At 61.9% G+C, this 26,798-nt stretch carries 27 protein-coding genes; 12 read left to right on the top strand and 15 right to left on the bottom strand.

Features of this window, described 5'->3' with window-relative positions; translation table 11 throughout:
- Nucleotides 1–2: 2 nt before the first annotated feature.
- Both GSQ77_RS21615 and GSQ77_RS21610 read left to right on the top strand, forming a co-directional pair.
- A complete protein-coding gene (locus tag GSQ77_RS21615) occupies nt 3–2,075 on the top strand; it encodes a biotin carboxylase N-terminal domain-containing protein (RefSeq protein ID WP_158904798.1) in 2,073 nt (690 codons plus the stop codon).
- Between the two features lie 79 nt (nt 2,076–2,154).
- Nucleotides 2,155–2,868 (top strand): TetR/AcrR family transcriptional regulator, encoded by a 714-nt coding sequence (locus tag GSQ77_RS21610; protein WP_158904797.1) that lies wholly within the window; start codon nt 2,155–2,157, stop codon nt 2,866–2,868.
- Nucleotides 2,869–2,880: 12 nt separating this feature from the next.
- On the opposite strand, the gene GSQ77_RS21605 is transcribed toward GSQ77_RS21610, so the two are convergent.
- From GSQ77_RS21605 to GSQ77_RS21565, 9 genes are all read right to left on the bottom strand, one after another.
- A complete protein-coding gene (locus tag GSQ77_RS21605; RefSeq protein ID WP_158904796.1) occupies nt 2,881–4,026 on the bottom strand; it encodes an alpha-hydroxy acid oxidase in 1,146 nt (381 codons plus the stop codon).
- A gap of 100 nt (nt 4,027–4,126) precedes the next feature.
- Nucleotides 4,127–5,869: an FAD-dependent oxidoreductase gene (locus tag GSQ77_RS21600; protein ID WP_158906450.1), complete on the bottom strand. Its 1,743-nt coding sequence runs from the start codon at nt 5,867–5,869 to the stop codon at nt 4,127–4,129.
- A 101-nt stretch (nt 5,870–5,970) separates the two neighbouring features.
- Nucleotides 5,971–7,146, bottom strand: coding sequence for a DedA family protein/thiosulfate sulfurtransferase GlpE (locus GSQ77_RS21595; protein ID WP_158904795.1), 1,176 nt, complete (start codon nt 7,144–7,146; stop codon nt 5,971–5,973).
- 186 nt (nt 7,147–7,332) lie between these two features.
- Nucleotides 7,333–7,659 (bottom strand): hypothetical protein, encoded by a 327-nt coding sequence (locus GSQ77_RS21590; protein WP_158904794.1) that lies wholly within the window; start codon nt 7,657–7,659, stop codon nt 7,333–7,335.
- Nucleotides 7,660–7,759: 100 nt separating this feature from the next.
- Complete coding sequence (locus GSQ77_RS21585) at nt 7,760–8,017, bottom strand: DUF4148 domain-containing protein (protein ID WP_158904793.1); 258 nt, start codon at nt 8,015–8,017, stop codon at nt 7,760–7,762.
- 234 nt (nt 8,018–8,251) lie between these two features.
- A complete protein-coding gene (locus tag GSQ77_RS21580; RefSeq protein ID WP_158904792.1) occupies nt 8,252–8,962 on the bottom strand; it encodes a glutamine amidotransferase in 711 nt (236 codons plus the stop codon).
- Between the two features lie 15 nt (nt 8,963–8,977).
- A complete protein-coding gene (locus tag GSQ77_RS21575; RefSeq protein ID WP_158904791.1) occupies nt 8,978–9,769 on the bottom strand; it encodes a class I SAM-dependent methyltransferase in 792 nt (263 codons plus the stop codon).
- Between the two features lie 121 nt (nt 9,770–9,890).
- Nucleotides 9,891–11,096: an EAL domain-containing protein gene (locus GSQ77_RS21570; RefSeq protein WP_158904790.1), complete on the bottom strand. Its 1,206-nt coding sequence runs from the start codon at nt 11,094–11,096 to the stop codon at nt 9,891–9,893.
- A gap of 316 nt (nt 11,097–11,412) precedes the next feature.
- The gene (locus GSQ77_RS21565) at nt 11,413–11,763 is read right to left on the bottom strand and encodes a hypothetical protein (RefSeq protein ID WP_158904789.1); all 351 of its coding nucleotides are present in this window, start codon (nt 11,761–11,763) and stop codon (nt 11,413–11,415) included.
- Between the two features lie 381 nt (nt 11,764–12,144).
- On the opposite strand from GSQ77_RS21565, the gene GSQ77_RS21560 reads away from it, so the two are divergent.
- The 7 genes from GSQ77_RS21560 to GSQ77_RS21535 all read left to right on the top strand — a co-directional run bounded on the left by GSQ77_RS21560 (nt 12,145) and on the right by GSQ77_RS21535 (nt 19,433).
- The gene (locus GSQ77_RS21560; protein WP_158904788.1) at nt 12,145–13,224 is read left to right on the top strand and encodes an acyltransferase; all 1,080 of its coding nucleotides are present in this window, start codon (nt 12,145–12,147) and stop codon (nt 13,222–13,224) included.
- A 55-nt stretch (nt 13,225–13,279) separates the two neighbouring features.
- The gene (locus GSQ77_RS21555; RefSeq protein WP_158904787.1) at nt 13,280–13,903 is read left to right on the top strand and encodes an NTP transferase domain-containing protein; all 624 of its coding nucleotides are present in this window, start codon (nt 13,280–13,282) and stop codon (nt 13,901–13,903) included.
- Nucleotides 13,904–14,097: 194 nt separating this feature from the next.
- The gene (locus tag GSQ77_RS29855) at nt 14,098–14,220 is read left to right on the top strand and encodes a hypothetical protein (protein WP_301951179.1); all 123 of its coding nucleotides are present in this window, start codon (nt 14,098–14,100) and stop codon (nt 14,218–14,220) included.
- Nucleotides 14,221–14,280: 60 nt separating this feature from the next.
- Entirely contained in the window at nt 14,281–14,736 is a 456-nt protein-coding gene (locus GSQ77_RS21550) for a (2Fe-2S)-binding protein (RefSeq protein ID WP_158904786.1), read from the top strand.
- 1 nt (nt 14,737) lies between these two features.
- Complete coding sequence (locus GSQ77_RS21545; protein ID WP_158904785.1) at nt 14,738–17,014, top strand: xanthine dehydrogenase family protein molybdopterin-binding subunit; 2,277 nt, start codon at nt 14,738–14,740, stop codon at nt 17,012–17,014.
- A 1-nt stretch (nt 17,015) separates the two neighbouring features.
- The gene (locus GSQ77_RS21540) at nt 17,016–18,062 is read left to right on the top strand and encodes an XdhC family protein (protein WP_158904784.1); all 1,047 of its coding nucleotides are present in this window, start codon (nt 17,016–17,018) and stop codon (nt 18,060–18,062) included.
- A 120-nt stretch (nt 18,063–18,182) separates the two neighbouring features.
- The gene (locus GSQ77_RS21535) at nt 18,183–19,433 is read left to right on the top strand and encodes a cytochrome c (protein ID WP_254067819.1); all 1,251 of its coding nucleotides are present in this window, start codon (nt 18,183–18,185) and stop codon (nt 19,431–19,433) included.
- Between the two features lie 19 nt (nt 19,434–19,452).
- Here GSQ77_RS21535 and GSQ77_RS21530 read toward each other — a convergent pair whose 3' ends face one another.
- The 4 genes from GSQ77_RS21530 to GSQ77_RS21515 form a co-directional block, all read right to left on the bottom strand.
- Nucleotides 19,453–19,773, bottom strand: coding sequence for an AzlD domain-containing protein (locus tag GSQ77_RS21530; RefSeq protein WP_158904782.1), 321 nt, complete (start codon nt 19,771–19,773; stop codon nt 19,453–19,455).
- On the bottom strand, nt 19,770–20,525 hold the full coding sequence (locus tag GSQ77_RS21525; RefSeq protein WP_158904781.1) for an AzlC family ABC transporter permease: 756 nt from the start codon (nt 20,523–20,525) through the stop codon (nt 19,770–19,772). The genes GSQ77_RS21530 and GSQ77_RS21525 overlap by 4 nt, the downstream gene beginning before the upstream one ends.
- A 123-nt stretch (nt 20,526–20,648) precedes the next feature.
- On the bottom strand, nt 20,649–21,551 hold the full coding sequence (locus GSQ77_RS21520; RefSeq protein ID WP_158906448.1) for an AraC family transcriptional regulator: 903 nt from the start codon (nt 21,549–21,551) through the stop codon (nt 20,649–20,651).
- A gap of 254 nt (nt 21,552–21,805) precedes the next feature.
- Entirely contained in the window at nt 21,806–21,988 is a 183-nt protein-coding gene (locus tag GSQ77_RS21515; protein WP_158904780.1) for a hypothetical protein, read from the bottom strand.
- 379 nt (nt 21,989–22,367) lie between these two features.
- On the opposite strand from GSQ77_RS21515, the gene GSQ77_RS21510 reads away from it, so the two are divergent.
- Nucleotides 22,368–23,153: a phytanoyl-CoA dioxygenase family protein gene (locus tag GSQ77_RS21510; protein ID WP_158904779.1), complete on the top strand. Its 786-nt coding sequence runs from the start codon at nt 22,368–22,370 to the stop codon at nt 23,151–23,153.
- A 56-nt stretch (nt 23,154–23,209) separates the two neighbouring features.
- On the opposite strand, the gene GSQ77_RS21505 is transcribed toward GSQ77_RS21510, so the two are convergent.
- Nucleotides 23,210–23,413 (bottom strand): DUF3185 family protein, encoded by a 204-nt coding sequence (locus GSQ77_RS21505; RefSeq protein WP_158906446.1) that lies wholly within the window; start codon nt 23,411–23,413, stop codon nt 23,210–23,212.
- A gap of 257 nt (nt 23,414–23,670) precedes the next feature.
- On the opposite strand from GSQ77_RS21505, the gene GSQ77_RS21500 reads away from it, so the two are divergent.
- Entirely contained in the window at nt 23,671–24,225 is a 555-nt protein-coding gene (locus GSQ77_RS21500) for a YaeQ family protein (RefSeq protein ID WP_158904778.1), read from the top strand.
- Nucleotides 24,226–24,325: 100 nt separating this feature from the next.
- On the opposite strand, the gene GSQ77_RS21495 is transcribed toward GSQ77_RS21500, so the two are convergent.
- A complete protein-coding gene (locus GSQ77_RS21495; protein ID WP_158904777.1) occupies nt 24,326–25,207 on the bottom strand; it encodes a MipA/OmpV family protein in 882 nt (293 codons plus the stop codon).
- Between the two features lie 444 nt (nt 25,208–25,651).
- Between GSQ77_RS21495 and ada the strand changes: the two genes are divergently transcribed.
- A complete protein-coding gene (ada, locus tag GSQ77_RS21490) occupies nt 25,652–26,794 on the top strand; it encodes a bifunctional DNA-binding transcriptional regulator/O6-methylguanine-DNA methyltransferase Ada (protein ID WP_158904776.1) in 1,143 nt (380 codons plus the stop codon).
- Nucleotides 26,795–26,798 lie beyond the last annotated feature (4 nt).

The raw sequence follows: 26,798 nt of genomic DNA, 5'->3' as shown, positions 1-26,798 counted from the left end.
ATATGTTCGAATCGATACTGATCGCCAACCGCGGCGAGATCGCCTGCCGCATTGCGCGCACTTGCCGGCGCCTGGGCATAAGGACCATTGCCGTTTATTCGCAGGCCGATGCCCATGCGCGCCACGTGCGGGAAGCGGACGAGACCGTGGCAATCGGCCCGTCGGAAGCGGCCCGCAGTTATCTGAACCCGGAAGCCATCATCGAGGCGGCACTGAAAACAGGCGCGCAGGCCGTACACCCTGGTTATGGTTTCTTGTCGGAAAAAGCGGTCTTGCCGCACCTGTGCGCGCAGCATGGCCTGGGCTGGATCGGGCCGCGCGCCGACGTGATCGAAAAAATGGGTTCGAAAATCGAATCCAAACGCCTGGCCGAACGTGCTGGCGTGCCGTGTGTGCCCGGGTATCACGGAGAAGATCAAACGCCCGCGCATTTGCTCGCGCAGGCCGGCAAGATCGGCTGGCCGATATTGATCAAAGCCAGCGCCGGCGGTGGCGGCAAAGGTATGCGTCGCGTGCTGGCGGCCGAACAATTTCTCGCTCAACTCGAATTGGCCAAGCAGGAGGCGATGCGCGCCTTTGGCGACGACCGCATCCTGATCGAGAAGCTGATCGCACGGCCGCGTCATCTGGAAGTGCAATTGGCCGGCGACAAGCACGGCAACCTGGTTCATCTTTACGAACGCGAGTGCTCGATCCAGCGCAACTACCAGAAGGTGATAGAAGAGGCGCCCGCGCCGTCCTTAAGCGCCGCGGCGCGTGAGCGTCTGTTCGAAGCGGCGCTGGGCCTGGGGCGCCAGGTCGGCTACGACTCGCTGGGCACGGTGGAATTCGTACTCGATGAAGGTTCCGATACGCCTTATTTCCTTGAAATGAATACGCGCGTGCAGGTGGAACATCCCGTGACCGAAAGCATCACGGGTGTCGACCTGATCGAATGGCAGATCCGCGCCGCCTGCGGCGAGGTGCTGCCGCTGCAACAAGACGAAATCGAGGTCGACGGCTGGGCGATAGAAGCCCGGGTGAACTGCGAGGATCCTGCGCACGATTACCGGCCCGAGTTCGGCCGCGTGCGGCGTTACGACGAGCCGGTCGGCGCTGGAATTCGGGTCGACAGCGGCATCGAACTGGGCTCGCAAGTCAGTCCTTACTACGATTCCATGGTCGCCAAGTTGATCGGCTTCGGGCCTAGTCGAGCGCAGGCTTGCGACCGGCTCCTGGAAGCGTTGCGCGGTTTCGAGGCGGCCGGAATCGGCACCAACCAGGCGCTGCTGTCAGCCATTGTCGATCATCCCCGCTTTCGCGCAGGGCACTTGACCACCGGCTTTCTGGCCGAAGCGTTCGAAAACGGCTGGCAACCCGCGGCGGCATTGCACGACGATGCACTGATCGCCGCTGGCCTTTACGACCTGCTGGTACATGAGAGAGTGCGCGATCCACACGATCCGTGGGCGGCTGCCAGCGGCTTTCGGATGATGTCCCACGTTGGCGGCGCCGCGACGGTGCGCGTGCGCATTCTGGCAGCGGGGCGTGATGAAACCGGTCTGACATTGGAGCGCGCAGGCGATGGGTGGCATGCCCGCCTCGGCGAGGTGCGGCGTAAGGCCCGCGCGCAGTGGCAAGCGCCGGACCAATTACTGCTCACGCCAGAGCATGGCCGCGCTCGCCGGTTTACTGTCATCGAGGACGGCGATGATCTGCTGGTCGGCCATGCCGGTGCGCGCTGGCGTTTGCAGGTGCTGCCCGAAGTGGCGGCCTTGGCGCGCGCGCCGACACAGCAAACCGATGGCGCGGCTCACGTGCAAGCGGAGCTGCCCGGGGTGGTGACGACCATCAACGTTGCGGTCGGCGACACCGTGGCCAGCGGCGACGTGTTGGTGGTGATGGAAGCCATGAAGCTGATTTTCTCGCTCACGGCGGGGCGGGCCGGCCGCGTGAGCACTGTGCGCTGCGCGCCCGGGGAGGTGGTATCAGCCGGACAGACGCTGGTTGAAATCGAAGCGATCGCAGAAACGATGGACGCAACAGAAGCACTGCGCGACGGATCCGATCGTATGGAAATACCGGCACTGCGTTAATACATGGACCCGCTCGGACCCGCTTGGGACCCATCGCTTAACCCACTGGACAGGCAGCGCAGGGCGCGCCGGAAAAAAAATGGCTGTATGGAAAAATGTGGTGCCCGCTGCAAGTCAGCAGTTCGAACGCAAGCGCGAGGTGCTGCTACAGGAAGCCGCGGCGTCCTTTAATCGACGCGGCTATCACGGCACCTCGCTCGCCGAGATCGCCAAGAAACTCGGCGTGACCAAAGCCGCGCTCTATACCTATGTGCCCAGCAAGGAAGAACTGCTGTACTACTGCCACGATTCGGCCATGGACACCGCGGTGGCAAGCCTGGAGCGCGCCCAACGGGCCGGCGGCACAGGCCTCGAGAAGTTCACGCGCACGTTGCGGAGTTATCTGGCATTGATGCTGGGTGAAGAGGGATCCTACGTGGTGCTGCTCGAAGAAAATGCGATGAAGCCGGCACATGTGCGCGCCATCATCAAGCGTCGCGATGCGTTTGAATACGGCTTACGCGGGTTGGTCGAGGAAGGCATCCGCGACGGCAGCATCGCGCCATGTAATCCCAAAATGGCCATTTTCGTGGCGATGGGCGCCCTGAACTGGTGCCGCAAGTGGTACTCGCCGGATGGCGAATGGTCGGGTCCGCAGATTTCGATCGCACTGACGCAGATGCTCGAGCGTGGGTTATCCAGCCAACCCGGTGCGGAGTTGGTGGTGGACCCCGCGTCTATCGAGGCGCCGCCCGTATCCGAAGCCGCAGAATCGGAAAAAACCGCGGAAAAAATCCGGCGCCGGCCCGCGTAAGGTGATGGGCCTTCAGCGCACCGGCGGCAACAGAATGCCACCGTCTACGCGACGGATGTCGGTATACCCGCAAAAGGCCATCGTGATATCGAGTTCGTTGTGGATGATTTCCAGGCACTTGGTAACGCCCGCCTCACCCATCGCACCGAGCCCGTAGAGAAAGCTGCGACCTATCATTGTGCCTTTCGCGCCCAGAGCCACGGCTTTCAACACGTCCTGCCCACTGCGGATACCGCCGTCCATCCACACTTCGATACGCGAACCGACTGCCTGCGCTATCTCGGGTAGCGCGGAAATCGAGGATGGCGCGCCGTCGAGCTGGCGCCCCCCATGGTTGGAGACGATCAGCGCGTCGGCGCCGCTGTCGGCGGCCAATCGAGCGTCTTCAGCATCGAGCACGCCTTTCAGGATGAGCTTGCCGCCCCACAACTTCTTGACCCACTCGACATCGGCCCAGCTCAGCGCCGGGTCGAATTGCTCCGCCGTCCACGAACTCAGCGACGACAGGTCGCCCACACCCTTGGCATGACCCACGATGTTGCCGAAGCTGCGCCGCGGCGTGCCCAGCATGCCCATGCACCAGCGCGGTTTCGTCGCCAAGTTGATCAGGTTGGGCAGCGTGAGTTTGGGCGGCGCCGACAAGCCGTTCTTGATGTCCTTGTGGCGTTGGCCGAGGATCTGCAAGTCAAGCGTGAGCATCAACGCGCTGCATCGCGCGGCACGGGCGCGCTCGATCAGGCGCACGATGAAATCGCGATCGCGCATCATATAGAGCTGGAACCAAAACGGCTGGGTGGTCCGCGCGGCCACGTCCTCGATCGAGCAGATGCTCATCGTGGATAGGGTGAATGGGACACCGAATTTTTCCGCCGCACGCGCCGCGAGGATTTCGCCATCGGCATGCTGCATGCCGGTCAGCCCTGTCGGTGCGAGCGCGACCGGCATCGCGACCTGCTGCCCGATCATCTCGGTGCGCGTGCTGCGCCCCGCCATATTGACCGCGACTCGCTGGCGCAGCTTGATGGGCTGGAAGTCGATCTGGTTGGCGCGGTAGGTGCTCTCTGTCCATGAGCCGCTGTCAGCGTAGTCGTAGAACATGCGCGGCACGCGCCGCTGCGCAAGCACGCGTAAATCTTCGATGCAGGTGATGGCAGACATGATTTCTCGAGAGGTAAGGGTAGCGGGCTGGGGACGGACCCCGAGTATACAGATGGAAGACCCGTTGGAACACCCGTTGGAACCCGTTCTACCTCATCGTCTACATCAACGTCGGTTTCTCGGTGGCTCTCGATAGAAAACCGTGTATCTGTGCGACCACCGCAGCGCCCTCGCCCACGGCGGCCGCCACGCGTTTGGTCGAATCCGAGCGTACGTCGCCGATGGCAAACACGCCGCTTACGCTGGTTTCCAACGGGCACGTCGGCGTAAAGTCCGCATTGCCGGCCGCGGCTCCCGTGGGCACAAACCCCTTTGCATCGATGTGCACGTTGCAACTGCGCAGCCATTCGGTGTTCGGATTCGCGCCGACAAAAAGGAATAAATGCCGCAGCGCCATCGTGCCATTTTCGACGCTGCCCTCCTCACCGCGCGTGCGATACCGGACTCCGCTGAGCATCGCCTCGTCGCCTTCCAGGGCCGTAATTTCCGAACGCGGATGCAGTATCACGTTGGACAAGGAGGCCAGCCGGTCGATCAAATACCGCGACATGCTGGACTCCAAACTGGCGGCACGAATAAACACGTGTACACGCGCCGCATGCGAGGAAAGAAACACCGCCGCTTGGCCCGCCGAATTTCCTCCGCCCACCAGCAGGACCTCTTCGTCCTTGCACAACTTGGCTTCCACGGGCGACGCCCAGTAGTACACGCCACGTCCTTCGTATTTCTCCAGGCCTTCGATGGCCGGCCGGCGATAGACCGCACCGCTGGCGATCACCACGGTGCGCGTGGGCACGCGCCGCCCATCCATCAGTTCCATTTCCAGCGGACGGTCGCCGCAGTGCAGCGCCTTGACCTTGAGCGGAATCGCAATGTGCGCGCCGAATTTTTGCGCTTGCACGAAGGCGCGTCCAGCCAGCGCCTGGCCCGAAATACCGGTGGGAAAGCCCAGATAATTCTCAATGCGGGCGCTGGCGCCGGCTTGACCGCCTGGCGCGCGAGCATCGAAGACCGCGACCGACAAGCCTTCGGACGCCGCGTACACGGCCGTGGCCAAACCCGCCGGGCCGGCGCCCACGACCGTCACGTCGTACACGTGATCCGGATCGAACTCCGGCAATAGACCCAGCTGCGACGCGAGTTGTCCGAAGTCCGGCGAGCGCAACACCGTGCCGTCCGGACAGATCACCAGCGGAAAATCGTGCTTCGTCGTCGAGATGCGTTCAAGCAAAGTCACCGCGTCTTCATCGGTTTGCGCGTCAAGCACGGTGTGTGGATAGGCATTGCGCCGCAGGAAGCTTTGCATCAGATGCAGTTTTGCGTTTGCAGCCGAGCAGCCCACCAGCACCAGCCCCATCCCTCGCTCGATCAACCCCACGCGCCGCAGGATCATCGCGCGCATCATGCGCTCGCCGAGATCCGCTTCAGCGACCAACAGTGCGCGCAATTGGTCAGGCGGGATCACCAAGGCTTCGACCGCTTCCAGCGCGAGGCCATCGACCATCGCGGGCCTGCCCGACAATTGTCCGACCTCGCCGAGAAATTGGCCGGGCCCCTCTTCCACGACGGCTTTCGAGTGCCCAAAACCGTCGCGCTGCAACAGGCGCACGCGCCCGCGCAACAACACGTGCAAGCCGGGCCCGCGTTCTCCGATCGAGAACAGCAGCTTGCCCGCTTCATAATGCCGAACGGCGCCGAAGCGCCGCATGCGTCCAATCTCGGCGGGGGTTAGGACGGGGTACATTTGATGACGCCGCGACTCCAGCGACGAAAACGGCGCGTCGCCAACCTCGTCGGGCGCCGCGACATTGTTCTCCGGTTGTCCGCGCACATCCGCGCTCATGGACAGCAGACCTTCCTCTGGCGGCGACTGCACGGCGCCACCATCGGTGCCTTGGATATCGGCTGGGGGATTCATTTCGGGCACTCCAGAATTAGTTCGGCTTAGCCAAGCTCGGTGGCGTCGGGCCCGCTGCGAGCGTCGAGGGGCGTTGGGGTCGGCGCGGGTTGCGGCACGGGTTGGGGCACGAGTTGCGGAATAGTCGGCGGCGTAGTGGACGCCCCAATGGGCGACGCAGGCGGTGGCGTAAAGGCGCAGACATCCCCAGAGCCATCGGCCGAGCGTCGCGCCGCGCGGCCGCTCATATCGAGCGCGCCGTGCTCGTCCAGTTCACCGGGATCCGCAATGGGCTCCAGCGGCCAGCCCTCGTCGCGCCACGCTTCGAGGCCGCCGAGCAGCGGCATCGCGTCCGGGAAACCCAGCTCCCGCAAATGCTTGGCCATCCATGCGGCCGATACTTCATTGGGGCAGGAGCAATAAATCACGATCTTCTGCCCGCGTTTAAGCGACCCCACGAGGCCACCCAAGTCCCGCTCATCGGCAAATTGGGCGCCCGGGATGATCACGGGGTCGAGGAAGCGCTTTTCGGCCGAACGGATATCGAATATGCGCGGCATGTCGCCGGCCTGCATCAGTGTGTGCAGTTGGCCGACGCTCATGCGCGCCGTTTCAAGCTTCTTCGTCAAGGCACGCCGGCTGTACCACCGGTAGCCGATGTACAAGACCAGCAAGACCACGGCAGTCGCGGCAGCGTCGCGGCCGTATAAACCCAGCAGGGCAAACAGCAAATCGAGCTGATAGGCGAAGATCGCGCCCAGCGCAAGGCCGGCTGCGGCCCAAAGCCCCGCGCCGACGCCGTCGTATTGCAGGAACGTGGAATAGCGCACGCCCATCGCGCCGGCGAGCGGCACCGACACCATCGACAGACCCGGTACGAATTTAGCGACGAACAGCACACGCGCACCCCAGCGTCCGAAGAAACGCTCGGTTTGTTTGACGCAGGTGTCCCGTGACAGCGAGACCTTGCAAAGGGTCTGAAGAGTTTTTCCGCCGTAACGGCGTCCGGCCTTGAACCATACCGTATCGCCGAGCAGGCTCGCGACCACAGACACGGCCAGTGCCAGAAGCAGGCTCGACCAAACCTCGCCCGGCGCCATCGCGATCGAGGCGCCGACGAAGATCAGTGTCGGCAGCGCCGGAACCGGCAGGCCCAGGGAGGCCGCGAGCACATTGATAAATACCAGTAGCGGGCCGTAGCTCGCCACCAAGTCATGCAGCATTGCGAGGACTCCACGACGACACGTAGGCGTGCCGCACCGTTCACCAGAAACGCGCCACGCAAATGCCGGCGCATGTATTGACTCTCGCCATTATGGACCGTTTACGAGACGAGATTGTGATACAAAGTTCCGCTCGCCCGAACTCCGAGTGAACTCATGGTGTAAACGCCCAAGGGGCGGGATCGGTCAACCGCAGATTTTGACGAGACGGGGAGCTGGCCGCAAGAAAGATTCGCAGGCAAATGCGATATCCATCATCTTGGTATGAGGCAGGGGCAGGTTGTTCATCAATTCGACATATTGCGCTTGAGTCGTTCCGGCCAGATGCGGATTGAAGCGCTTTTCTTCGCCGATGCTCGATGCGGTCCAGCCCTGCTCCGCGTGACTGGCGCCGAGGTATAGCGGGCCGCGCTTGTAATCGAGCGATCCGACATAGACGTTCAGGGCATGGGACGGCGAGGTTTTCGACTTGATGCAGAAGATCACGAAAGGGCAGATGAAATGCCTGGGCAAAATTGCATCACCCGCCGCCGAGAAATTCTACTCGTTTAAAATATAAGTAGTCCTGATTTTATCGGTATTTCGTCGCCTTACCGCCCTTATCGCGACACCATCAGCCCGGGCACGTTTGGCCGGCCCTGGCCCGCTGCTCGGCGATAATCCGGCCTGCGCGAATGGCATTGTCGGGATAATCGATCGAGTCCAACTGATCGTAACCGGCTGCGAGCCAGACGAGGTAATTGGCTCTGACTTCGGCACGCGTCTTTGGCGCATTGGGATCGCAAGACCATGCGCTCACTTGAGCAAATGCCGTGCTGACACACAATGCGCCGAGTAGCGCGCTGACTAGAACGCGGAAGGCGAATTTCATAACAGTCTCCTTCGAGCAATAGCGATAGCCACCCCGATATTCTAGGCGGCACGTAGCCATTCTGAAAGGCGCATGCGAGCAATGATCATTTGCCTCAAGCAGCACAGTCGCCGCGGTGTGCGAGGTGCCGCGATCGGCTCTGGTGCAAATCTGCTCGAGATGACGAACCGCCGCGCGCCTTCGCGCTCGCCTGCGCTATTTGCACCACAACCAAGGAAGCCAAAATTTGGAGCGTCAGTCGCGTGCGAATCCGGCCAGCCATGCGCTCATGACTTGATGTGCGGCGTCGGGGCTTACCACGTTGCGGTGCACGCGCAGCGACTCGGGCGAAATGCCGAGCGCCGCCAGTTGATCCTTGTTGCCTTCAATCCAGGTATCGATCGCGCCCGGTTGCACTTCTAGATGAAATTGAAGCGCGAGCACATGGCGGCCAATCGAAAAAGCCTGGTTTTCGTAGGTGGAGGTGCTGGCCAGCCGCGTGGCACCCGGCGGCAAATCAAAGGTGTCGCCGTGCCAATGGAGTACCAGCGGCGCAGGCCCCGCTTGTGTGCCACCGAGGCACGCGAGCGGCCCTTGCCGACCCGCGTCGCTCAACACGATGGGCGCCCAGCCGATTTCCTGCGAGCCACCGGGAAATACGTTTGCGCCCACCGCCGCAGCGATCAACTGCGCTCCGAGACATATGCCCAGAGTCGGGCGGCCGCCCTCGATCCGATGTTTGAGGATGCGAATTTCGTCCTGCAGATACGGGTATCGGGCCGCTTCGTACACCCCCATCGGGCCGCCCAGCACCACCATGACATCGGCCTCGAGCGGGTCGACCTCGGCTAATGATGCGCGGGTCGCGTCAAGGTACTGGATCGACATGCCGGCCTGCGTGAAAAGCGGCTCCAGCTCGCCCAAATCTTCAAAATCCACGTGGCGCAACGCCATCAACGTTTTCATTTGGCTCCCATTCCATTAGTGCTCGATGCTGCTCAATGCGACGCCATGCGTATCGGTCGATGCGACGTCGCCCGTCTTGCGGCACACCATCACGATCTCATCGACATCGTCCAATGCGATCATGCCTGGCGCCAGTTTCAGCTTGTCCTGAAAACGCACCCCCAATGGCATGAAGACGCGGTTATACCACCATAGGGCGCGTTCCCGGCGATGGGTCAGGTACCACATGCCGAGATCGAGCAAACGCGAGGAGCGCGGCTGCATCCCATACACGCCGCTGCGCTCGACCACGAGCCCGTGCTGGGCCAACTTTTCGATCAGCCGTGCGGGCTCGTAACGGCGGCGGTGGCCGACGAAATCGTCGAACGGCGTCCAGCGCGAGGGGTGCAGCGGCACCGACAGCAAAAACGTTCCGCCCGGCGTGAGAACACGCGTGAGTTCCGACAGGGCGGCATCGTCATCGTCGACGTGTTCCACAATGTCGAGCGCACAGACCAGATCGAACATGGCATCGTCAAACGGCAGCGCGCTCACCTGCCCGAATGTCGCGTCAGCGCCGCGCGCTCGCAGTTTCTCCAGGGCAGGCTCGCTGATATCGACAAACTGGGTCAGGTCTAGCGGCAAGCGCGGGCGCAGCCCCGGTGCCACTTCGAGCCGTCGCTGACCCGTCGCGAGTAAGGAGCTGACCAACGGCCAGGTGTTGAAGCGCTCCGGTTCCACCAGACGCGCACCTGACCACAGTCCGTCGTAAAACTGACGGTTGGTTTCGAGTAGCGTGCGGTCCATGCTGTGCGGTGGCGGCTTCATCGTGGGCAATCCAACAGGTGAGTATGGACACCGGCCGCGGGTCCAGCTGCGGGCTCGTATGCTCGATTTGAGATCAGCAGCGGGTTTTCGTTCCCGATCGTCCCGCCTTACAGCTTGGGTCTCAGTTTTTTTCCTCCCAACGCCACGACAAGTCGACGCCCATCACCGCCAGCTCGTCCTTGCATTTGAAAGCGATTGCCAGTGTGACGCAACCCAGGTCGCCGATGATGCCGAGGTAAGGTTCGGTCACGACGACTTCGCCGGGTCGCCGCACGGCATCGCTGAAGTACGGCCGCATGCCCCAACGCGCGCCTTGCGGATTGCGCAGCGGCGCGAACCGGGCATAGTTGCCGTTTTCCTCATTCGAGGGAGTTTCGATGACCGCCCCCACTTGATAGCCTGATGCATTGAGCAGATACACACGGGTAAAAAACGGCAACTGGGCGAGCGCGCTCGCCGCCGATTCGAAAGGCGAGCCAGCCATCATCTGCTGCGCCGCCGACCTGAGCGTGGCTTGGTACGCTGCGAGCGTAGTCGACTGATATTCGTTTTCGTGCTGGCGGCGACGCGCCAACGCATCGTGTGCTTGATCGATCGACCCGACTGCGGCTTGCGGGGGCGCCCGCCCTTCGATCGGTTTGCCCAACAAAAAGCCCTGCACCAGATCGGCATTACACTGCGCGACGAAATCGAGCTCGCCCTGGGTTTCGATGCCTTCGACCACCACCAGCGATCCCGTTTCGTGGATCAATTTGATCAGCGTGGGAAGCAGCCGCTCGAAATGCCGTCGCGTCATCGCCAAATTCAAAAATTCGCGATCGATTTTAACGATGTCAGGCGCGAGCAAGGCAATGCGATCGAGGTTCGAGCGGCGGATGCCGAAATCGTCGAGCGCCGTGACGAAACCTTCCGCTCGCAAGGCGGCGATCGCATCGGCCAGCGGCCGATTGTCGCCTTCGCTTTCGAGCACTTCGATCACGATTTGTTGAGGCCGCAGCCCGACGCTGGCGACCTGCTCCAACATCTCGGCTACGTACCACGGGTGCGAGAGCGTTTGCGGCAATACATTGAGAAATAGCCACTCCTGCGGTCCCAGCAAGCGGCCGCCATGTTGCAGATGCAGGCGGATGCACGCCCAGTCGAGTTCGATTTGCTCGCTCGCGGAGCATTGGGCGAAAGCGGCCAGCGGGTTGACGGATGTTCCGTCTTCCTTCGTAACGCGCAATAGCGCCTCGCCGCCAACCGGACGCCGATGCAGCATGCCGAAGATGGGCTGAAACACGGAGGTAAGCACATCGCCTTTATAAAGGGCGGTGAGCTGGGTCATAGGGTTCTCGCAAATCAATTGAAAGGGTCAGACAAACTCCGTTCCGCACCAGGCAAGTTCGCGGCGCCCACTACGTGGGGTACGGTTCGGTTCGGACCAAGGTTATCAGATGGATTCGCGTCGGTGAGCAGAAAAATATTTCGAACGATGCAAACGCGATACGCCATGGACACGCCTATAGACACGTCTAGGGATATGTCTATAACCCCGCGTTCAACGATCCGCACGGACTATGTCCAAAAGCAAAAAGGCCAACCCGCAGGTTGACCTTTTCATAGTGCGACGAAACTTGGCGCCGGTTCACCGGCACGCCGTTTTAGTGGGCGAGGCGCCCCGAAACACCGATAGCCAAAGCGTGATTGGCTTTCTGCATCGCTGCGGCAGCCTTTTCGGAGAGACCGTAATAAGACGGCTCCACCGTGAAACGACCGCATTCCGACAGCATGGGCTCATGGATGCAACTATTGCGCGCCAGCACGCCTATGATGGGCAGGCCTTCAAAATCGAGCGAACCGACCCAGCGAACGTTCGGAAATTCGGCATAGAGCGCGGCGACCTGCTTGGCAAGTTCGCGACGATGCTGGCACAGCTCGGCTTGCGCGGCTTCGAAATAAGCCGGATTTTCACTGCCAGATACTTCTTCGACGTGTGAATTTGCATTCGCCATTTTGATTCCTCTGTCCCAGACCGCGACAATTCGTGTGTAAAGACCCGCTGGCCTTCATTTAGAGACAATCTTAGCGCGTCGACTTCGCTTTCATGGGGTTTACGCCCTGACTTTTACGTTTTGTCACAAGGCCGAGATTCTTGTTACGAATTGTTATTCTTTTTAGATTGCTCTATTCAAAAATGCGGATTTTTCTCATTTTTTGAATGTGTTTCGTACGATGTCCCGGCCGTTTCACGTCGTGGTCGAGATAAAGCCGCCCGTACGGTTGCATGCGGCATGGGTTACAGCCGGCGGGGCACGTGCGGCGGGGGCAGATCCCGGATACGCGGATGCCCTACAATCGCATGTTGTCCATCGCTCGTGTAAGCCCCCCCACCCATGCGCGCATCCAACGCACCCAAGACCTTTTTCACCACGCTCGATGCGATGCGAGGCGTGGCGGCTTTGCTCGTGATGTTGCGTCATGTCGGTTTCTTCGAAGACTTACGTTTTCAGGAAAGCTATCTGGCGGTCGACGTGTTCTTCTTGTTAAGCGGCGTGGTAATCGGCAATGCTTATGAAGCGCGCCTGCGCACCGGGATGTCGGTTTGGACGTTTAGCTGGGTGCGCGTGGTACGAATTTTCCCGCTCTACCTGCTCGGTTGCGCGCTCACCGCGTGCGCGTGGCTCGCGGGCGATAGCGTCGCGCCCGCCCAATTGGCGTGGCTAGCCGTGTTGGCTTGCCTGATGCTGCCAAGCTTCCAAACCGCACAACCGTTTCCGTTGAATCACCCGGCTTGGTCACTATTCTTCGAGCTGGTCGCCAATCTCACTTACGCACTGATACTGAGGTGGTTGAGCACTCGTGTGCTCGCGACCGTGGTGGCCATCGGTGCCATCGCCACCGTCGCGTTGCTGTGGTCTGCACCGACGCATAATCTGGACGTAGGCTGGAGTCAGGCAAGTTTCTCCTCGGGACTGATCCGAGTCGGGTTCTCGTTTTTCGCCGGCGTACTGCTGTTCCGGATATATGCGGCCGCGGCGGCACGACAGCAACAGCATGGGGCCAAGCCCAGAGCGGCTGCGCCCGCCTGGCGTGCGTGGATATACGTAGCATTGGTTGCGGCATTGTTGATGTCTTGCCCATCGGCCGCGCTGCAGCCGTGGTTCGATGGCGCGGTCGTGCTGGTGGCTTTTCCGTGGCTGGTGTACCAATCGCTGTGGTGCGAGCCGGCTGGGTATGCGGCGCGCGTCGCGCGTTGGCTAGGCGCGGTGTCGTATCCCGTCTATGTATTGCATGTCCCGCTTAGCTTGTGGGTCCATCAGGATCTGGCGTTCTACAACGATCTGCCGGGGCGCACCGCCACACTGTGGATAGGCGCCGGCTTTGTCGCGTGCTTGCTGCCTCTGTGCAGCGTGTTGAATCGTTATTACGACGCCCGCGCGCGGCGGCTACTGCTCACGTACAGCCCGCGCTGATGCTATAGTCGGCCGCGGCCCAGATTGCGCGCCGCCAACGTCCGAACGCCCAATCATGAATATCCACGATCCCCACGCCGCGTCGTCGTCGGCTCCCCAAATCGGCATTCTGCTGGCCGGCGGACGCGGTTCCCGGTTCGATCCGTCTGGCATACAAAACAAGCTGCTGGCGCGGCTCACGCGCGGCCCCGACGCGGGCGAAGCGGTGGCATTCGTGGCCGCGCGCCGCTTGTGCGCGGTGCTGGGTCGAGTGATCGCCGTGGTCAGGCCGCAGGGGGCAGGCGCCGACGAACTAAGTCATGTGCTGGCACGGGCCGGCTGCGAGGTGCTGGTCAGCACCGACGCGACGCGCGGCATGGGCGCAAGCCTGGCCGCCGGGGTGCGCCATGGCGGTCCCGCCGCGGGCTGGGTGATCGCCTTGGCCGATATGCCCGAACTGCGAGCCGCGACGATACATGCAGTCAGTGCAGCGCTCGTGGCGCCCGACAGTATCGCGGCGGCGTGTTACGCAGGCCAGCGCGGACATCCGGTCGGTTTCGCCGCGGCGCATCGCGACGCCCTGATGCGCCTGGATGGCGACCGCGGCGCGCGCAGCCTGTTCGAGGCGCACCCCGTGACCTTGATCGACACGCAAGATCCCGGCGTGCTGCTTGATATCGACACGCCCGACGCGCTTTAAGAGCGACGCCCAGCCGTGGGGCGAGCGTCGTACCACGCGTCGCGATCGCAGGCGTATTATCCGAAAGATGTGCGCCGTGATAGCGGGAGTGACACCCGCGCGTTCGTCGCTTGTTGCTCGCTTGTAACGCGTGCATTAATTACGTTTAATTGCTTAATGAGCGCGATTCGTAGATGCTGGTTATGATCAGGTTTATGAGCAAGTTCGTACGGCATATTTCCCATGACGTCGGACTGACGCGCGGTTCGCATAGCGAACGTCCCGAGCATGCTGGCGCCTTGACGATCGGCGCAAATCACGGCGGCGATTCGGGATGATGATTCGCGGCTCGGATTTCCACAGCCTGATTCACGGCCCCACGACCTTGGAAATTTCTCATGATTACTTTGAACATTAACGGCCAATCGCACGACGTGGATGTGCCGCCGGACATGCCGCTACTGTGGGTCCTGCGCGATGTGGTCGGCCTGACCGGCACCAAATTCGGCTGTGGCATCGCCGCATGTGGCGCCTGTACGGTGCAGTTGAACGGCCAGCCGGTGCGCTCGTGCGTAACACCTGTGGCAGCGGTCGGCGACCAGCACGTGGTCACCATCGAGACGGTAGGCGAGACGCCGGCCGGCAAGAAAATTCAGCAGGCGTGGCTCGATCTCGACGTGGTGCAGTGCGGCTACTGCCAGTCCGGGCAAATCATGTCCGCGACTGCGCTACTCAATACCATCCCCAATCCCAGCGACGACGATATCGATGCAGCAATGGCGGGCAATATCTGCCGCTGCGGCACCTACACTCGCATCCGCGCGGCGATCAAGCAAGCCGCGAAGGGAGCCTGACATGTCGCAAGGATTGCTGCACGGACACGGTCATCAGGCAATACATCGTCAGGACGCGGCGCTCGAAGGCGCCGGCCCCGAACTCCCCGCCACCGGCGCGGCTCGCCGCCGGTTTCTGAAAATCGGTGCAAGCATAGGCGTGAGCGCGGCGGCCGGAGGCGGCATGCTGCTGAGCTTTGCGATTCCCGCCAAAGCCGCGGACCTGGCGCAAGCCGAAATGGACGCCAGTCCCAACGCGGCGTTTGCACCCAATGGTTTTATCCGCATCGACAATACGGGGCTGGTCACGCTGATCATGCCCAAGGTCGAGATGGGGCAAGGCACATACACCTCGCTGCCGATGCTGCTCGCCGAAGAACTCGAAGTGTCGCTCGACAAGGTGCAGCTCGAACACGCACCGCCCGACGAAAAACTCTATACAGACCCGCTGCTCGGCGGCCAATTGACCGGCGGTTCGACCTCGGTGCGCTACGCCTGGGATCCGATGCGCCAAGCCGGCGCGCTTGGCCGCACGCTGTTGGTGAGTGCAGCCGCGGCACAATGGCAAGTGGACCCGGCCAGTTGCAAAACGGCGAATGGTGAAGTGATACATCCTGCGAGCGATCGTCGCGCAGGGTACGGTTCGTTGGTGGATGCCGCGGCCAAACTGCCGGCGCCGGCCTCGGTCCCGCTGAAAGATCCCAAGGATTTCAAACTGATCGGCACGCCGGTCAAACGGCTGGATTCGCCGGACAAGGTCAACGGGGTTGCGCAATTCGGGCTGGACGTACGACTACCTGGCATGGTGTATGCGGTAGTCGCAAGCTGCCCTGTAGTCGGTGGCACGGTAGCCTCGGTCGACGACAGCGTCACCAAGACGCTGCCGGGCGTGCACCAAGTGGTCAAGCTCGATAACGCCGTCGCCGTGATCGGCGACCATACCTGGGCGGCCAATCGCGGACTGGCTGCGCTGAAAATCGAATGGAACGAAGGCAGCAATGCGCGGCTATCGAACGCCGATTTGGTGGCCGATCTCGCGGCCGCCGCGCAGCACACGGGCGCCGTGGCACGCAACGACGGTGACGCGGGCAAGATGCTGCAAGGTGCCGCAAAAAAGGTCGATGCGATTTACCAGCAGCCGTTTCTCGCGCACGCGACGATGGAGCCGATGAATTGCACGGTGCACCTGAGCGACGGCAATTGCGATATCTGGGTCGGCACGCAGGTGCCGACGCGGGTGCGAGATGCCGCCATGCAGGTCACCGGTCTGCCGGCCGATAAAATCCGCGTCCACAATTTTCTGATCGGCGGTGGTTTCGGCCGCCGGCTTGAGGTCGACGGCGTGACGCAGGCGGTCAAGATCGCGCAGCAGGTCAATGCGCCGGTCAAACTGCTGTGGACCCGCGAGCAGGATATCCAGCACGATATGTACCGTCCGTATTACTACGACAGTATTTCGGCGGGGCTAGACGCCAATGGCAAACCGGTCGCGTGGACGCACCGCATTGTCGGCTCATCCATCATGGCGCGCTTTTTCCCCCCCGCGTTCAAAAACGGCCTCGATCCGGACGCCGTCGAAGTGGCCTCGGATCCGCCGTACGACCTGCCCAATATTCACGTCGACTACGTGCGCCAGGAGCCGCGCGGCATTGCCACGGCATTTTGGCGCGGGGTCGGCCCGACTCGCGGTACGTTCGTGGTCGAAAGCTTTATCGACGAACTCGCGGCCGTTGCCAAGGTCGATCCGGTGCAATATCGGCTGGACCTGCTGGATAAAACGCCCCGCGCGAAAAATGTGCTTCAGGTTGCCACGCAGCAAGCGGGCTGGGGCACGGCGCCGACCGAGCTAACCGGCTACAAGAGCGGGCGCGGCGTCTCGGTCATGCATGCGTTCGGCAGTTTCCTGGCCATGGTGGCGGACGTGGCCGTCAACCCACAGGGCGAGGTCAAGGTACGGCGCGTGGTCTGCGCGGTCGACTGCGGGATGATCGTCAACCCCGACACAATAGCGGCGCAAATCGAGGGCGGCATCAATTTCGGCGTGACCGCGGCACTTTATAGCGAAATCACCTTCAAAGATGGACGCGTCGAACAAAACAATTTCACCGATTACCGGATGCTGCGCATCGACGAGGCGCCGCTGATCGAGGTCCACTTGGTAAAGAGCACGGAAGCGCCGGGCGGCATCGGCGAAACCGGCACGGCGGCGCTTGCGCCGGCGGTAACCAACGCCATTTTCGCCGCGACCGGCAAGCGCTTGCGCCAGTTGCCGGTGGGCACGCAACTGCAGGCGGTCTGATATGGATAGCGTCGATCTCGAAGTACTGCGAGCGGCCACCCAGTGGTGTGCGGCCGGCCACCTGACCTTGCTCGGCACTGTCGTGCGGACGTGGGGTTCAGCGCCGCGTCCGCCCGGCTCCCTGATTGCGATACGTGAGGATGGTCAGGTCAAAGGCTCGGTCTCAGGCGGCTGCATAGAAGACGACCTGATCGACAAGGTTCGCAGCGGCGAGCTGCGCCCGCTCACACCGCTCACGCAAACCTATGGCATCAGCGCCGACGAGGCGCATCGCTTCGGACTGCCTTGTGGCGGCACGTTGCAGATCGTGCTGGAACCGATCGGCGCGCGCTCGCAGCTGCAGCCGCTACTCGATGCGGTGCTCGCCTATCAGTTGGTTACGCGTGAGCTCGATCTTGCCACCGGCGTCGCCAGCTTGCGCGCCGGATCGCACGCGCCTCAACCAATTTACGACGGCCGCACGCTGATGACCAGCCATGGCCCGCGCCGTCGCCTCGTGATCGTGGGCGCGGCGCAAGCGTCGCGTTACTTGGCCAGCATGGCGCAGGCGCTCGACTATCGCGTGATAGTTTGCGATCCGCGCACTGAATATCTCGATCAATGGGACGTGCCCGGTGTCGAGCTGTCACGCGAGATGCCCGACGATTTGATCGTGCGGCTCGCGCTCGATGTGCATAGCGCCGTGGTAGCGCTCACGCATGATCCCAAGCTCGACGACATGGCGCTGCTCGAAGCGCTGAAGTCGGCCGCGTTCTATGTCGGCGCATTGGGCTCGCGCCTCAATAGCGCCCGGCGTCGCGAACGCCTCGCGCTATTCGACCTGACTGCCGAGGAAATCGCGCGATTGCACGGGCCCGTGGGCCTGGACCTGGGCGCACGCACGCCGCCTGAAATTGCCGTCGCGATTCTCGCGGAAATGACGGCGATCAAGAACGGCGTCACGGTCGCGCCTAGCCGGCGCGAAGCGCTGCCCGCGAGCGCAACCATGCCGCCAGACGCGGCGGCGGTCGCGGCAGCAGTAGCGGGCAACGGACACTGTGCGACGTAAGCGCAGCCGTGCGCCTGCGACGAACCCATCATTCTGCGAGGCATCATGAAAAAATTCCGGCTTCCTGGCCTGGCCGTTTCTTTTTTTGCCTTGCTGCCGCAACTCGCGTTCAGCACTGCAATGGCCGCGACGACAACTGCAACCGCAGCGTCCGCGGACGCTGCGGCCCCGGCGGCCGACCTGATTCAGCGCGGTAGCTATCTGGCTGCAGCTGGCGACTGTATCGCGTGCCATACCGCGCCCAAAGGCAAACCGTTCGCCGGCGGCCTGCCGATGAGCACGCCGATGGGCGCAATTTACTCGACGAATATCACGCCGGATTCGAGCACCGGCATCGGCAGCTATACCGAGGCCGACTTCGCCCGCGCGTTGCGCGAAGGTGTGGCCAAGGATGGCCACGCCCTGTATCCCGCGATGCCCTATCCGTCGTTCGCCAAGATAAACGACGACGATATGCATGCGCTTTACACGTACTTTATGAACGGCGTGACGCCGGTGAACCAGGCCAATCGCGACAGCGCGATTCCGTTCCCCTTGAATATGCGCTGGCCGTTGAAGCTGTGGAACATGGTGTTCCTCAAATCGGGCGCCTATGTACAGAAGCCGGACCACGATGCGATGTGGAATCGTGGCGCGTATCTGGTGCAGGGGCTCGGCCATTGCGGCGCGTGTCATACACCGCGGGGCATCGCTTTCCAGGAGAAAGCGCAGGACGAGACGGGCGAGTTATTCTTGAGCGGCAGCGTGCTGGACGGCTGGACTGCATCTAACCTGACCGGCAATCACAATAGCGGCTTGGGACGGTGGAGCGAAGCGCAACTCGTCACGTTCCTGAAGACGGGCGCCAACGAGCATGCCACGGCCTTCGGTTCGATGACGAGTGTGGTCAATAACAGCACCCAGGCGCTCAGTGATGACGACGCGACAGCGATCGCGCGCTATCTGAAGAGCCTGCCGCCTGCACTGGAAGGCAACGCGCCGCAGTATGCCTATTCGGACCAGGGCACAGCGGCACTGCTGGCACGGCCAGCCGGACAACCCGGTGCGCGCGTGTATGCGGAATATTGCATCCATTGCCACGCGGTCGATGGGCACGGACATGCACCGTTCCTGGCGCCGCTGGCGGGCAACCCGAATGTGCTGGATCCCAACCCCTCGTCGTTGATCAATGTGGTGCTCAACGGTAGCGACGATCTGGTGATCAAGGGTGTGCCGGCGCCGTATCCGATGCCGAAATTCGGCGCGGTGCTCAACGACCAGCAGGTGGCGGATGTAACGACGTTTGTTCGCGCGGCCTGGAATAACAACGCGCCGGCGGTTTCCTCCAGCGAGGTGGCCAAGCTGCGCAAATCGACCGAGGCGGCACGCTGAGCGCGTCGGCGCGCCCAGCTCAAGCCATACCGTATTGCCACGCGAAAAACACGCCCAGCGCCGCGACGATCGTCAACAACATATGACGCGTGAGTGCGCTTACGAGGATCGCGCACAGCGATGCCACCAGTTGTGGATTTCGCCAGTTCAATTCGGCCGCGCCGCCGTGTGGCGCTAATACCATCGGCGTGATGATCGCCGTGAGCACGGTAACCGGCACGAACTCGAGCGCGGTACGCAGACCCGGCGAGAAGGTGACGCGTTCGCCCAGCATCAGCACCAGCGCTTTGGTCAGATACGTGAGCGCCGCCATGCCGAAAATTATCCAAAACGTATTCATGGCCTTACCTCGTTGCGCGCAGCCGGTTCGCCATCGCGCCTACTGTTGCGATTGCGTGAAAGCAGTACGCCGACCGCAACGCCAGCCACCACCGCCGCAAGCAAGCCCAGCTTGTAGGGCCAGTCGTGCCACGCAAAGGCCAGCGACCCCGCGGTGAGCGCGGCGGCCACGGAACGCAGGTTGGTGAGCTGCGGTACAACGATCGCGATGAAGGTCGCGACCATCGCGAAATCAAGGCCCAACGACTGTAGCCCCGGAAACTGGCTGCCGAATAACAGACCGGCCAGCGTCCAGAACTGCCAGTTCAGATACATCGCGACACCCGAGCCGAGCATGTGCCAATGACCATACATACGCCCCGGCTGGCGGCGTTGCGAGGCGTGACTGACGGCGAATACCTCGTCCGTCAGCAGCAGCCCCAGCAGCAAACGCCAGCGCGTGGGCAGGCGGCGCAGATGCGGCAGCAGCGTCGCGGCGTACAACACGTGACGCAAGTTGACGATCAGCGTGGTAGCCCACACCACGAGAAAGCTCGCTTGCGCGCTGATCAGACCCAAGCCGATAAACTGACTCGAACCGGCATAGACGGCGAGCGACATCAATTGCCCTTGCCATAACGGCACGGGGCTCACGGTCACCAGGGTGCCAAAAATTACGCCGAACGGAGCGGCGCCGATCAGCATGGGAATGGTATCGCGCGCACCGGTGACACATTCGCTCAACCGGGAAAGCGGCGCATCGCTGTTTTGCATGGAACGGGTCTGTTCTGATGAATCGAGCGACGAGCCTAACCGGCGCCGCTAGGCGGCGCTTGTATGTTCTTGCTAATTGGATGGATTACCGCACGGGGTCTGCGTTTGGGTCTGCGCTTGGAATTAGCGTTTGGACCCCACGCCCGCAGTCGTGGACACGGGCTGCGAGGCGTTCGCCAAAGAAGCCTGCCACCGCCCGGGAGGTACCCCAAAGGTGCGCAGGAAGTGACGCGTGAAATGGCTTTGATCGGTAAACCCGCTCGCAGCAGCAACCTGGGTTACCGGTTGGCCGGCACGCAAGGCGCCTAGTGAACGATTGAGCCGTAGCTGATTGCGCCACGCATGCGGCGCTTGTCCGACCGAGCGCGTGAACAGTCGGGCCGCGTAGAACGGCGATAAGCCCACGCCGGCCGCCAGCTCGGTCAGCGTCAACGTTTCGGCCAGGTCGTCGGCCAATCGCGCCTGCATTGCCGCGACACGTGCCGTATCGCGCGTCGGCGGGCTGCTTAGGCGCGGCGCCAAGGCATGGCGCGCGATCAACACGCCGAAAGCATCCAGCAACGCGCTTTCGGTCTGCAGGGCCGCGACGTTCTGTTCCAGCAGCAGATGGGCATGCGTGAGGCGCGCCGCCAGATCGGGGTCTTCGATCACGTCCGAACCGAACCAAGGTGTGTCGAGGCGCCCAGTCAGTTCGGCGCTCAGTCGCGTCAGATATTCGACGCTAGGGTAGAACACCCGATACCGCCAACCCGCATCGGTCGCGCCGGACCCCGTATGGACCTCGCCCGGATTGATCACCGGCATCGAGCCGCTACCGGCCAGGTGCCGCGAGCCGCGATACTGATACGTTTCGAGTCCCGCCTCGATCACCGGAATGGTATAGGCATCGTGCCAGTGCGGTCCGAATGCGTGTTTGTGGTACTGCGCCGTCAATAGGTCGCCGTCCATCAAGGGCGTGCGCCAGTAGCGCACCGCATTGACGGCGGCAACCGGGCGTGGCTGGCGAGGAGTACGGGCGGGAACCATCGGCTGGGCAAACGCGAACAAACGTGGGGGAGGGTTGATTTTAGGCTGCGGCGTCGAGCCGCGCAATCAATGTATCCAGCGCAGCCGGTGTGCTCCGACATACCCAGTGGTGGCTATCGCCGACGGTCATTGCCGGTCGCGCCGTGCGATTTTCAGACGCCTGAATAGCGCACAGCCGCGTTGCGCGGCTGTGCAGGTTCCGGCCAAATGCCGGAGTAGTGCGCGTCTTAGACGCGCCATAGATGACTGCAACGTCAGACCAACATAGGCAGGCCTTCCACTAAAATGAGCGCACCCAACATGCCGATCAAAGCTCCGACTATCCGCAAAGAGTTGAGTTTCACTTTAGATCTTGCAGGAATGGTTCCGAAGAAAAGTGCTCCTGCCAGCCCCATCGGTATCAACAGAATCAGATCGTTCAGCGTTAAATAAGGCATTGTCGGTCCCCGCTCTTATGTTTTATGTGTGCTATTTGAGTATAGGAGACAAGCTCGAAAAAGATAGTGCCTAGCCCTTATCCGCCTCGATCAAGCGTGTTGCGACGCAATATGAAAGTCGGTAACACTAAGTGTCCACCATATAGCCGGGGGCCAGCCGGTTGTTGCAGTGCAAGTTAAATAGTTTATGTTCGGATACCTATTTGCCCTGCTGCGGCGCGTATTTTTCGCCGCCCCGGGCTCGCGCCCGTCGGCTATCCGCCTCATGCGCTCGGGGCTGCGTTGCTTTATAGGAGTGCGCGCGGGATACGCTCGGAGTGCGCGTGGGGTGCGCGCGCCGCTACAATAGCGACTTGGCAGGAATCTCGGGTCTATCGTTATGCTTTCATCAAACCACATAGGGCAACAAATCGCCACGCTGCGCGACACGGGGTATGTGATCGTGCGCGGGCTGCTCAGCCCGCCACGGGTCGCACGTCTGCGCGCCGTGGCCGCGCAGCAGTTGGCGCAACGCCAGGGGCCACTGGAATACGAAGCAGACCTGCGCTATCCCGGAGCCCCGGAATCGCGTAATGCGCGCGGCGGAGAGACGGTCAGGCGTCTGCTGGATGCCTATGGGCGAGATCCCGACTTCGCGGCATGCGCGACTGACCCGCAAATCAGCGAGTGGCTGCGGCAATATTTTGACAGCACCGTATGGATGTCGCGTGCCCATCATAATTGCCTGATGACTAAACATCCGGCGTATGGCAGTTTGACGGGCTGGCATCGTGATTTCCGTTATTGGGCATTCGAGCGCGACGACCTGATGTCCACGTGGGTCGCGTTGGGGCCGGAAACGGCCGAAAACGGTGGCCTGTGGTTCGTGCCCGGCTCACACCGCATGGCCTTCGAAGCCGATCGTTTCGAAGGCGCGAAATTCTTCCGCTCCGATCTGCCGGAAAACCAGTCGCTGATCGCGACAGCCGTCGCACCCGAACTGGGGGCGGGCGACGTAGTGTTTTTCCACTGCAACACCTTGCATTCGGCAGGCAAGAATACCAGCGCCGACGTCAAACTCTCGTTGGTGTTCACCTACCACGGCGCCGACAATGCGCCGGTGCCCGGTACCCGTTCAGCCACCAAGCCGGAAATCGTGCTCCCGGCTACTGGCGTGACGGTCTGACCGGTTGCATGACCCTACACGCGTTGCGCTCACATAGTGTGCTCACACCGTCGCGGTCAACGGCGACTTGAGAAGGCGAGGCCGAATAGGCCGGCAGCCGCGGCCACCGCGCCGCCGACAAACAGCATCATGGTTTTATCGGTGGGAGAACCGGTAAAAAACCGTGATACGTCGTTGCCAAGCGAATGCAGGGACTGAAAGCCAAACGCGATCAGTACGATGCCGCCGACGAGCAAGGCGGCAAAGAGGGCTTTTATCATCGCGTATCCTTGTTGGCAAATAGCGGAGTAGGGGTGGCAATCGAGCGCTACGCCATCATCGCGCTTACGTTGCCGTGCCGCTGCATGGTAGCCCGGCGCGTCGACACAGTCCACCGGTGATAGGCGCGACAGCGCGCGCATCGCTCAGCCATGGTGCCCAATGCGAGGATCTTGGGCGAGTCGCGCCGGCTGTGGCATCATGCGCAGCGCGCATCCGCTCGCGCATAATCGCAATTCAGCCGCAACTCGGTAGACCCATGGCCATCAAATCAACCATCTATAAAGCAGAGCTGCAGATCGCGGACATGGAGCGGCACTACTACGCCGACCACGCGCTGACGATCGCCCGCCATCCGTCCGAAACCGATGAACGCATGATGGTACGGCTGCTCGCCTTTGCCTTGAACGCCGACGAACGGCTCGAATTCTGCAAGGGTTTGAGCGATGTCGATGAGCCCGACCTATGGCGTCGGGACTTGACCGGGCGCATCGAACAATGGATCGAGGTCGGACAGCCTGATGAACGCCGGCTGCTCAAGGCCTGTGGACGCGCCGACCAGGTTTGGCTGTGCGCGTATTCGGGCCGGGTCGCCGATTTATGGTGGCAGCCTATCCGTGGCAAACTCGACCGGGCGCGTAATTTGACCGTGCTGAGCCTGGCGGATGGCGTGGCCGCGTCGCTCGCGACCCTGGCGCAACGGACCATGCGGCTGCAATGCACGATCCAGGACGGCCAGGTGTGGGTAGGCGCCGCCGACGCCGATCCAGTGGCCGTGGAATGGACTGTGCTCAAGGAACCGGATCGTCGGTGAACCGGCGAACGCAGGCTCTGCCTCGTGCCAACCTAAAACGACTTAGAACGCCGGGTTTAAAGCCTCGGGGTTGCAGCCTCTCGGGGTTAAAACGTCGCAGTTAGAACGTGTAAGACAGCGCCGCCGTCGTAGTCGTCTGCTGGCGGCTTTGCGTAACCGGCCCGTGGGCTGCGCTGCTTTGCAGCTGCGCGATTTTGACCGTGGCCGTGGCTGTCCAATGCTTGGTAATCAGATAATCGGCTTCAAAACTCAGGTAGATATCGCGCAGCCCCGCGTGGGCCTGGTATTGCGGCAGCCCCGACGCGGCGCTTTGCGCCTGGTTCACGCCGAAGAAGGTGTTCTGATACTGGCTGTTACCCCAGGTAGTACCGGGCCCCGCACTCAGATACCACTTCGAACCCAGCGGCAACGTGCCAATCACATTCGCGTCGATCAACAGGCCTTCCGAATGACCGCCGATATCCTGCGCGGCCGAAGTGGAAAACGTCAGAGCCGACAAGGTGTAGGAACCGAACAACTTGGCTCGATAGGTCGAATCGACGCCGCCTATCGCCGCGAGTGCCGGATTGTCGCTGGGGCGGCGCTGGGTATTATCGTACTGCACCGCCAAGCCGGCGCTCCAAACCGGCGTGTTGATAAAATACACGCCTAGCGGCATGTCTTGCTTGGCGAACAACAGGTTCTTGTATTCGATATCGATAGCCGGAATCGGCTGGAAGCGCATCGAGTTGCTGCCGGGATATTTCGGCCCGACCATGACCCCAGCACCCAATGTAACGACCCAATCCGACTGAGGCGGCACCGATCCTACTGCCGCCGATGTCGCTGCGGAAGTTGTTGCTGTGGAGGGTGTAGCTACGGCAGATGCGGCCGCGGGTGAGGCAGAGGACGTCGGGCTCGATTGCGCGTGCGCGACGCCGGTGGCGGTTGTCAGCGACAGGGCAACGCACAGCGTGACTAGCGGTGGCAGATAAGAGTGCATCGAAAATTTCATCGTGAACCGCATCAGAGGTGGGCGAATGAGCGCTGTACGCCTTCGGTAGCAGTGTATCGGAGGTGGCGGCTTTTCTTGGGGCTGTCGCATTATCACCGCCCAGAGCGCAGAATTGAATCTCGACGGCCGTATTTACGCGCTCGGTCGGCCGTGCCGCAAACCTGTCGCTCTACCTTCTCGGCCGATTTTTGGGCAAAAAAAACCCGCTCACGAGGAGCGGGCGGAATCCATATCAGGAGGAGACATGGAGGAGACAGCTCAAATATAGCGGAAAGCATGTTGCGTTGCAACACCTATATTAGGGTTTTCCAACATGTTGTTTATCAGCAACGCTTGTTTTCTATACTGGGCGGTCTTCTGCGAGTCGGGCCGACCCAATGTAACAGCAAGTTTCGGGCCGCAAAAAGAGTCTGGCATCGCTAAAGTAAGGCTATGAACTCAAATTATTCCCCCTTATCGCGCTCCGACGCACCCGCAGCGCAGACAGATTACGCCAGTGACGCGGCGCGCTGGGCGGCATTGGTCGAACGAGACGAAGCGGCGGCCCTAGCCTTTTTCTACGCCGTACGCACAACCGGTATTTTTTGCCGACCGGGTTGCGTCTCACGTTTGCCCCGCCGCGAGAACGTGACATTCTTCGACGATGCCGAGCAAGCATTGACTGCCGGCTACCGGCCCTGTAAACGTTGTCGACCGACCACGGTGCCACGTGAAGTCGAAATGGTGCAGCGCGCCTGCGCGGTGCTGGCGCGCCACCCTGAACAGCGCATGACACTTGCGCAGTTGAGCGCACAGGTTTATCTGAGCCCCTTCCACTTGCAACGGCTCTTCAAGCGTGTGCTGGGCGTGTCCCCGCGTGCCTATCAAGCCAGTTTGCGGGTGACCACGCTAAAAAACGCGCTCAGCGCCGGCGCTAGCGTCACCGTGGCGACCCACGCCGCCGGTTTCGGTTCGACCTCACGTATGTATCACGCGGTACGCGACACTCTGGGCATGTCGCCGGCCGCTTACCGCAAGGGTGCCGCCGGACTCGCGATCGAATACGCCAGTTGCGAAACGCCGTTGGGCACCTGCATGATCGCCGCTACTGATAAAGGGGTATGCGCGCTCGCGCTGGGCGACGACAGCGAGACCTTGCTCGCCCAACTCCATACGCAATTCAATCACGCGAAATTGCTACCCGATCAGGGCCGGCTTGGCGCCTGGCTCGAGCAAATCACCGCTTATCTGGGCGGCCAGCGGCGTTTCCTGCAAATGCCCCTGGACGTGCAAGCCACCGCTTTTCAGCAGCAAGTCTGGCAACAGTTGCAGCAGGTGCCTTATGGCACCACCCTGAGCTACACCGAACTTGCCCAGGCGTTGGGCGCCCCGAACAAGGTACGCGCGGTGGCCAGTGCATGTGCGCGCAACCCGGTTGCGCTATTGATTCCGTGTCATCGTATTGTTCAAAAAAGCGGTGCTCTGGCCGGTTACCGGTGGGGGCTTGCGCGCAAAGCAGCCCTGCTCGATCAGGAACGTCTATCTGAGCCAGAGGCCCGGCTGGCGCGGGCTCAAGCAAGGTCTGAGAGGGAATGATAAA

It is taken from the genome of Burkholderia sp. L27(2015) (genome assembly GCF_009765705.1).
Lineage (GTDB): Bacteria > Pseudomonadota > Gammaproteobacteria > Burkholderiales > Burkholderiaceae > LMUX01.
Note: the sequence above shows the minus strand (reverse complement) of the source record. Positions and strands in the feature narration are given on the sequence as shown.

Excerpts from the sequence above, each read along its gene's own strand:
- GSQ77_RS21615 (WP_158904798.1), top strand. The coding sequence starts at position 3 with ATGTTCGAATCGATACTGATCGCCAACCGCGGCGAGATCGCCTGCCGC.
- GSQ77_RS21610 (WP_158904797.1), top strand. The coding sequence starts at position 2,155 with ATGGCTGTATGGAAAAATGTGGTGCCCGCTGCAAGTCAGCAGTTCGAA.
- GSQ77_RS21605 (WP_158904796.1), bottom strand. The coding sequence starts at position 4,026 with ATGTCTGCCATCACCTGCATCGAAGATTTACGCGTGCTTGCGCAGCGG.
- GSQ77_RS21600 (WP_158906450.1), bottom strand. The coding sequence starts at position 5,869 with ATGAGCGCGGATGTGCGCGGACAACCGGAGAACAATGTCGCGGCGCCC.
- GSQ77_RS21595 (WP_158904795.1), bottom strand. The coding sequence starts at position 7,146 with ATGCTGCATGACTTGGTGGCGAGCTACGGCCCGCTACTGGTATTTATC.
- GSQ77_RS21585 (WP_158904793.1), bottom strand. The coding sequence starts at position 8,017 with ATGAAATTCGCCTTCCGCGTTCTAGTCAGCGCGCTACTCGGCGCATTG.
- GSQ77_RS21580 (WP_158904792.1), bottom strand. The coding sequence starts at position 8,962 with ATGAAAACGTTGATGGCGTTGCGCCACGTGGATTTTGAAGATTTGGGC.
- GSQ77_RS21575 (WP_158904791.1), bottom strand. The coding sequence starts at position 9,769 with ATGAAGCCGCCACCGCACAGCATGGACCGCACGCTACTCGAAACCAAC.
- GSQ77_RS21570 (WP_158904790.1), bottom strand. The coding sequence starts at position 11,096 with ATGACCCAGCTCACCGCCCTTTATAAAGGCGATGTGCTTACCTCCGTG.
- GSQ77_RS21565 (WP_158904789.1), bottom strand. The coding sequence starts at position 11,763 with ATGGCGAATGCAAATTCACACGTCGAAGAAGTATCTGGCAGTGAAAAT.
- GSQ77_RS21560 (WP_158904788.1), top strand. The coding sequence starts at position 12,145 with ATGCGCGCATCCAACGCACCCAAGACCTTTTTCACCACGCTCGATGCG.
- GSQ77_RS21555 (WP_158904787.1), top strand. The coding sequence starts at position 13,280 with ATGAATATCCACGATCCCCACGCCGCGTCGTCGTCGGCTCCCCAAATC.
- GSQ77_RS29855 (WP_301951179.1), top strand. The coding sequence starts at position 14,098 with ATGAGCAAGTTCGTACGGCATATTTCCCATGACGTCGGACTGACGCGC.
- GSQ77_RS21550 (WP_158904786.1), top strand. The coding sequence starts at position 14,281 with ATGATTACTTTGAACATTAACGGCCAATCGCACGACGTGGATGTGCCG.
- GSQ77_RS21545 (WP_158904785.1), top strand. The coding sequence starts at position 14,738 with ATGTCGCAAGGATTGCTGCACGGACACGGTCATCAGGCAATACATCGT.
- GSQ77_RS21540 (WP_158904784.1), top strand. The coding sequence starts at position 17,016 with ATGGATAGCGTCGATCTCGAAGTACTGCGAGCGGCCACCCAGTGGTGT.
- GSQ77_RS21535 (WP_254067819.1), top strand. The coding sequence starts at position 18,183 with ATGGCCGCGACGACAACTGCAACCGCAGCGTCCGCGGACGCTGCGGCC.
- GSQ77_RS21530 (WP_158904782.1), bottom strand. The coding sequence starts at position 19,773 with ATGAATACGTTTTGGATAATTTTCGGCATGGCGGCGCTCACGTATCTG.
- GSQ77_RS21525 (WP_158904781.1), bottom strand. The coding sequence starts at position 20,525 with ATGCAAAACAGCGATGCGCCGCTTTCCCGGTTGAGCGAATGTGTCACC.
- GSQ77_RS21520 (WP_158906448.1), bottom strand. The coding sequence starts at position 21,551 with ATGGTTCCCGCCCGTACTCCTCGCCAGCCACGCCCGGTTGCCGCCGTC.
- GSQ77_RS21515 (WP_158904780.1), bottom strand. The coding sequence starts at position 21,988 with ATGCCTTATTTAACGCTGAACGATCTGATTCTGTTGATACCGATGGGG.
- GSQ77_RS21510 (WP_158904779.1), top strand. The coding sequence starts at position 22,368 with ATGCTTTCATCAAACCACATAGGGCAACAAATCGCCACGCTGCGCGAC.
- GSQ77_RS21505 (WP_158906446.1), bottom strand. The coding sequence starts at position 23,413 with ATGATAAAAGCCCTCTTTGCCGCCTTGCTCGTCGGCGGCATCGTACTG.
- GSQ77_RS21500 (WP_158904778.1), top strand. The coding sequence starts at position 23,671 with ATGGCCATCAAATCAACCATCTATAAAGCAGAGCTGCAGATCGCGGAC.
- GSQ77_RS21495 (WP_158904777.1), bottom strand. The coding sequence starts at position 25,207 with ATGCACTCTTATCTGCCACCGCTAGTCACGCTGTGCGTTGCCCTGTCG.
- ada (WP_158904776.1), top strand. The coding sequence starts at position 25,652 with ATGAACTCAAATTATTCCCCCTTATCGCGCTCCGACGCACCCGCAGCG.